The organism is uncultured Eubacterium sp. (assembly GCF_937958975.1).
In the GTDB taxonomy this organism is placed as follows: Bacteria; Bacillota; Clostridia; order Lachnospirales; family Lachnospiraceae; genus Eubacterium_G.
The window spans coordinates 1-5,269 of sequence record NZ_CALGRE010000020.1 but is presented as its reverse complement, the minus strand read 5'-3'; the positions used below and the strand labels follow the sequence as shown (position 1 = coordinate 5,269).

7 protein-coding genes are annotated in these 5,269 nt (G+C 30.2%); 4 read left to right on the top strand and 3 right to left on the bottom strand.

Annotated elements, in window-relative coordinates; translation table 11 throughout:
• Positions 1 to 99 precede the first annotated feature (99 nt).
• From Q5O86_RS03430 to Q5O86_RS03420, 3 genes are all read right to left on the bottom strand, one after another.
• Positions 100 to 498 carry a DUF3846 domain-containing protein gene (locus Q5O86_RS03430; protein WP_302625750.1) on the bottom strand — a complete coding sequence of 133 codons (399 nt, stop codon included), beginning with the start codon at positions 496 to 498 and terminating at the stop codon, positions 100 to 102.
• A 195-nt stretch (positions 499 to 693) separates the two neighbouring features.
• The gene (locus Q5O86_RS03425) at positions 694 to 1,431 is read right to left on the bottom strand and encodes a ThiF family adenylyltransferase (RefSeq protein WP_302625749.1); all 738 of its coding nucleotides are present in this window, start codon (positions 1,429 to 1,431) and stop codon (positions 694 to 696) included.
• Positions 1,428 to 2,318 (bottom strand): hypothetical protein, encoded by an 891-nt coding sequence (locus Q5O86_RS03420; protein WP_302625748.1) that lies wholly within the window; start codon positions 2,316 to 2,318, stop codon positions 1,428 to 1,430. Before Q5O86_RS03420 ends, Q5O86_RS03425 begins: the two co-directional genes overlap by 4 nt.
• A 127-nt stretch (positions 2,319 to 2,445) precedes the next feature.
• Between Q5O86_RS03420 and Q5O86_RS03415 the strand changes: the two genes are divergently transcribed.
• The 4 genes from Q5O86_RS03415 (at position 2,446) to Q5O86_RS03400 (ending at position 5,250) form a co-directional block, all read left to right on the top strand.
• Positions 2,446 to 3,177: a hypothetical protein gene (locus tag Q5O86_RS03415; RefSeq protein WP_302625747.1), complete on the top strand. Its 732-nt coding sequence runs from the start codon at positions 2,446 to 2,448 to the stop codon at positions 3,175 to 3,177.
• Between the two features lie 16 nt (positions 3,178 to 3,193).
• Positions 3,194 to 3,679 (top strand): lasso peptide biosynthesis protein, encoded by a 486-nt coding sequence (locus Q5O86_RS03410; protein ID WP_302625746.1) that lies wholly within the window; start codon positions 3,194 to 3,196, stop codon positions 3,677 to 3,679.
• Entirely contained in the window at positions 3,660 to 3,839 is a 180-nt protein-coding gene (locus tag Q5O86_RS03405) for a hypothetical protein (RefSeq protein ID WP_302625745.1), read from the top strand. The genes Q5O86_RS03410 and Q5O86_RS03405 overlap by 20 nt, the downstream gene beginning before the upstream one ends.
• Before the next feature lie 124 nt (positions 3,840 to 3,963).
• The gene (locus tag Q5O86_RS03400; RefSeq protein ID WP_302625744.1) at positions 3,964 to 5,250 is read left to right on the top strand and encodes a radical SAM protein; all 1,287 of its coding nucleotides are present in this window, start codon (positions 3,964 to 3,966) and stop codon (positions 5,248 to 5,250) included.
• Positions 5,251 to 5,269 lie beyond the last annotated feature (19 nt).

Sequence of the window (5,269 nt, the reverse complement as noted above, 5' to 3'; positions counted from 1 at the left end):
AACGTGAGCTTTTGCTCGTTGCGTAACAATATTTGCTGATTTCGGGTCCTATTTTTTCATTTTTACTTTACAGTGCCTAAATTTGTAATGCTTTAAATATTAAGAGATATTATCATCTGGAATAACAAAGAAAGGAAAACATCCTTTATCGGTTATTATAAAATTTTGCGGCAAATAAAACTGCTTGATGTAGCGAGCGGCCTGCTTTTCTGATAAGCTGCTGAAGCTTTCGCCACCGCAGCCACAGATAAAAGCCGGTCCGGCTATAATATCCAGCACATTACCGTATTTGTCGTAGATAGCACGGTTAAGCGGCATGCCGTTTATTTTACCCTCGTCGTTGCAAACGAGGCAAACATCGTCGTTAAAAGGATAAATTGCCTCAATAAGCCCGCCTACTATTTCCTGCATTCCATTTATAGAGGCATCAATTTCAACAATACGAGCCATCTTTAGCGGCTCGAGCAAAACGACTTTGATTTTCCTGTTTTCATTCATTTGGAATTACTCCTTTTTATTTTTTAAATTAATCTTTTAACACCAGAAACGGAACAAATGGTTAAAATAATTTTGTTAGACACTGTTTTTTATGACGGTTGTAACATAATCGAATTTTTCGTTTATCTCCCTAATAAGGATGAATAATTGAAACTTAAAGTTTTCTTATTTCCTAAAGATAAATCTTTCCATTCATTAAGCAGCTCTCCTATAACTCTTTTTTGTATTTATTATGGAAACTGAATTGATTGTCTTTGTAGAAAATTCATTCTTTTTGCAATTCATTACACCGCGAAAAAGAATGTTAAACAGCATGACAGAAACAATATTTGCTGCAAACATATTAGCTGCAACAGTCTGTGGAGCTGTTTCATTCGCATCCGCACAGGATAGTTCAGAGGGAAATAAGTCGACATCGCTCAACACTTCTGGATAATATGAGGCCATAGGCTTTTGGACAGTGATATTATTCTTTTTAATCCCGCATACGACCTGACCGTAATATTCGCCATTGCCACTGTCTATATAGATGATATCGGAAAGCTTTTTAAATACTGTGTCACACAGTCTGCGCGATTTATTATTATCAACAGCGCCTATGAGAATTATCATCTGTCCATTTTCTTCAGGAGCAAGCAGCGACAAAAGTGTGTTTTCATCCTCTATATAGCTGGGAATATAAAAAGCCGGCAGCCCAAATGCCTGCGAATATCTGTTTGCTATCACCTGTGCTTTATTACTACCTACATCCTGATAAACAAAATTTTGCCTTACAAGGTTTTTTAACTTCACTTTATCGCCGTCGCATATAATTGTTTTTATCTCTCTGTCTGCTATGCTTGCCATACGGTATAGAAACGGAGCAATATATCCCCCTGTTCCGCCGGCTCCCAACATCACTATTTTTACAGGATTATCTTTTGAAAACTTCATAGTGCAATCTCACTCTTTTCCTTTTTGACTTTCACTTTTAACAGCTTATCTTCTTTGGGAAACGCCGGCTGCTCTATGACGGAAAACGGCTCAATTTCATAGTGATATCCGTTGTTGCACATTCGCACAATCATATCCGGCAGTGCCTTATCCAAGCGGCCTATGACTCCGTACAGCTTGGTTTCCTTTTCGTCTGCATCATCTTCATCTGAGAAAAAAGCTTTCATATTATGGTGGGAATGTATAGCCATTACATCAATAAAGCCCGAGCTGCCAAAGTCCGGCAGGTCGTAGGTTTCTACATTAAGGCAGGAGACAATTTGATTAGGGATATATATTTCATACTGAGCTGTGTGCTCGGAATATATGATATGAGCGATGGCCTCCAAGCCTTTTTCTGCAAAGTATCTGAAAAATTCGATAACTTCTAATATCAGATTAAAAGGAATTTTGGGCAGAGACAGCTTTATTCCAGGCTTTATTAAGTCAAACTCCGGCGCACGAAGCACCGGAGTACAAAACTCGCCTATTTTGTTGTGGGTAATCTGCATTATCTTTCCCGTACTGGATGGGATAAGCTTAATTGGCTTATCGCTTTGAGCGGCTTCAGAAAGGTTAGTGTAAAAGCCTTTATATTTGGGAAACGACAAAACATTGCCTTTCTTTTCTGCCGTAATATACGGGGTAATAACGCATTTGGGGTCTTTATTCTCTTTCTTTTTGCCGTTTATAATGCTGTTTATAAATTTATCCATTCCCTCTATTTTTTCTTTTACATCTATAATGCGCTGTGTCGTTGGATTTGCTATAGCTTCTGTCACACAACCGTATTTGACTGTCCATGAGACCTTTTTACTCTGTTCTAAAGCTACAATCTCATTTTGCATCTCAATACGGAGCTGCTCAAAAGTAATTTCAGTATTTGGTATTTACCTATATCTACAAAGTTTAAATTGTTAATATTATTTTTATTACATAAATCTATAACATACTCTCTTTCATCTATATGTAAAATTGTTAAGTGGTAGATATTATAATAATGAAAAAGAGTATTATATTGAATATTACAATAATAATTTAGCTAATTGGGATATAAAAAAAGGAATTTTTAAATTTAAAAATGTAAATAAATTTAATAATCTTAGAAACTGGTTTTTTTCAGAAATAATCGACCCTTTTTCTTTAACTTGTGTAAAACATGGAAAAATTGTAATTCATGGTTCTTTATGGGAAAAAGATGGAAAAGGCATAATAATATGTGGAGAATCTGGAAGTGGCAAAAGCACTTTATCATATTTAGCAAAAGATGAGATAAATATTCTATCAGATGATGTGCTAATTGTTACATATTGTGATGAAACGGTATATTGTGAACCAATAAACGCGGGGTTTGGCTTGAAGCAATCTGTTATAAATCCATTCCCACCATATCAAGATAACGATGTTATAGTAATTGCTAAAGATAAGATATATTTAAAAACAATGAATAGTAAAGTTAGTAGAGTTAATAAGATTCCATTAGATAAAATATTTATTTTAAATAAAAATACGTCTGAAAATACTTGTATTCAAAAATTGCCTTATAGTTTATCTATAAAAGCGTTTATTGATTTACAAACTAATATTCCAAATCCATTTTTTAAACTGAAGTTTGAATTATTAAAAAAAATAATTGAAAAATGTCCTGTATTAGTATCAAGATATTCTGACAAATGCGATATTAATTTGCTATTAAAAAACATTTAATGAAAGGCTTTTAATTATGTATTTTGAATATTTTCTATATAATGAAAATAATATTAAAAATAAAGTTAAATTTAGTAAAATACGTTTTATTAAGTCAATCTTTAAATATTTAAAAATAATAACAATTTATCGAAAAAAAGAATTTGGATATTGCAAAAACCTTATACAGGAATGTTATGTTGACAACAAATACAAAATTGAAAATAATTTAAAATTATATACAGAGGATGAATTTTTATTTTGTGCAGCAAGACTAATTCCTTTTTATAGATTTTTCGGTAAGTTAGTGTCTCAATCAGATTTATGTTTAGAAAGGTCTGTAGCATTGGCTTATTCATTAATATATTTGGGCTTTCCTTCTTATATAATAATTGGTAAATGTAATTATTATATGACTGAATTTGTATTTCATTCTTGGGTAGAAATTTCTGGTCGACCTTTAAATGACCATATAGGTGTCAAAAAACAATGGACTGCCATTTATGAGTTTCCCAAAATCTAATACCAATAAAGTAAAAAAGAAAGGCTGGGTCAATATGTTTGAAAAAATAAAAGAATTTGAATTACCTATAATTGATTTGTTAGGACAGATGAAAGAGCTTACAGGTTCAAACGGAAATGATAATGACGATGGTTATGGATGGGATAACTGCGCAAGATAAATTTTTTCAAAAATAAAATTAAATAATTAAATTTTATTTTGGTATTAGATTAGGATTAATAGAAAGTACACAGTTGAATATTAATAATATTCAACTGTGTACCATTTTTAACGGAGTATTAATTATGAATACTTTTATTTTGTCTTATAATTCAAAAAACCTTTTATTAATGCAAGATATTAATATTATTTTCGACATTAGTAATCTAAATAAAATAGAAATAAATGATATTAAAAATTTACTATATAGTGAGTATTCTTTTTTAGATAAAAACGTTATTACTAATAGTAAAATTATTAATAATAAATATTATGGTAATAGTATTTGTATTATACCTTCTAATAAATGTCAATTAGGTTGCAAATATTGTTACTCAGAATCAGGGTCTATTAATAAAAATAATTATGTAGATATAAATAAAATAAAAAAATTAATTGATACTTTTTTTAATAATGATAATTTATATAAATATTCTCAACAGCCAGTTTTAAAGTTTTTATTTCATGGAGGTGGGGAACCAACTTATAATTGGGAATTGTTTAAAGAGATAATAAAATACATAATACAAAAAAAGAATAGCAGCTATTGTAAAATTATTTTAAAATTAGTTACTAACGGAATAGCCAATGAAAAAAATGCTATTTGGCTTGCTAAAAATTTTGATGAAATTACATTTTCAATAGATGGTTTTCCAGAATTAAATAACACAATAAGACCATTTAAAAATGGAGAAAAATCAACACAGATATCTATAAAATCCGCCAAAATAGCTTCAAATTACACTAATGTTGGCATTCATTCAGTTGTTACTGCATTATCAAAAGGCAAAGGGAAATCCATAACTGAATATTTTATGAATGAAGTCAATCAAATTGCATTTATTGATTACGAAAAATTTAAAGAAACTGTTAATGGAAGAAACGAGGTATTGTCAATATCAAATCCCGACTTTATAGATTTTATATTTGATGCTTTATCGGTTAATTCCAATATTGTACATTCGGCAATAATTGATACAAAGAGAAAACATACTTTTTGTAAGGGATGTTCTGGTAATATAATTTATTGTTTTCCCAATAATAATATATCTATATGCAATGAGCATGATAATGGCAAATATGTCATTGGAAATTATATAGAAAAATTATCAATTGATAGCGATAAAATTAAATTAATAAAGAATGATTTTAGCTTACTATATAAAAAGTTAGATTGCAAAAATTGTTTTGCTTTTTCATACTGCAAAGGCGGATGTAAAAGCTATTATGAGCAATGCAATGACTATCGAAATCAGTGGTGCGAACTATACAAAGAAGCTCTTTTAAAACTCTTTTCTATAAAATTAAACAGTGATGAAGCAAAAAAGATGAATTATAAAAATAAAATTATATCTTATTGTAGACTGGATTAGCAGTTTATGGAGGAGCTAA